This window comes from Arenibacter sp. F26102, assembly GCF_023015865.1.
GTDB lineage: Bacteria > Bacteroidota > Bacteroidia > Flavobacteriales > Flavobacteriaceae > Arenibacter.
In genome coordinates, this window is sequence record NZ_JALKBC010000067.1 from 1 (window position 1) to 369 (window position 369).

The 369-nt window shown below is 49.1% G+C and carries 1 protein-coding gene; it reads right to left on the reverse strand.

Features of this window, described 5'->3' with window-relative positions:
• Positions 1 to 352, reverse strand: a 352-nt coding sequence (locus tag MWU78_RS22295; protein WP_247002026.1) for a transposase, incomplete at its 3' end; no start/stop codon positions are given.
• Positions 353 to 369 lie beyond the last annotated feature (17 nt).

A 369-nucleotide genomic window follows, 5' to 3' on the forward strand; every position in this document is an offset into this window, starting at 1 on the left:
TCATCGAGTTCGCCATATCCAGGGTGATTTCCTTGACCGTTGCCCTTTTCTTGGCGGGCATTTTCATCAGTTGTTCCATGATGGGCTCCACCTTGGTGCCGGAGAATATGGCCACTATGGCCCCTTTCTTGCCCTTGGCCTTTTTGTTGGTGATAATTGTATAGAGTTCACCCTTGGACAGTGCCGTTTCGTCAATGGACAGGTAAGGTCCTATATTTTCGGGAAAGATGAGCCATTGTTTGGCATGTCCCTTTTGCTCCCAGTCCTTAAAATCGCTCATATAATTTTTGTACTGTCGCTGGAGCTTCTTGCCGTTTACCCCGAAGAGAGACCCCAGTTGTTGGCCGCTCAGGGCCGTATTATCCGTTG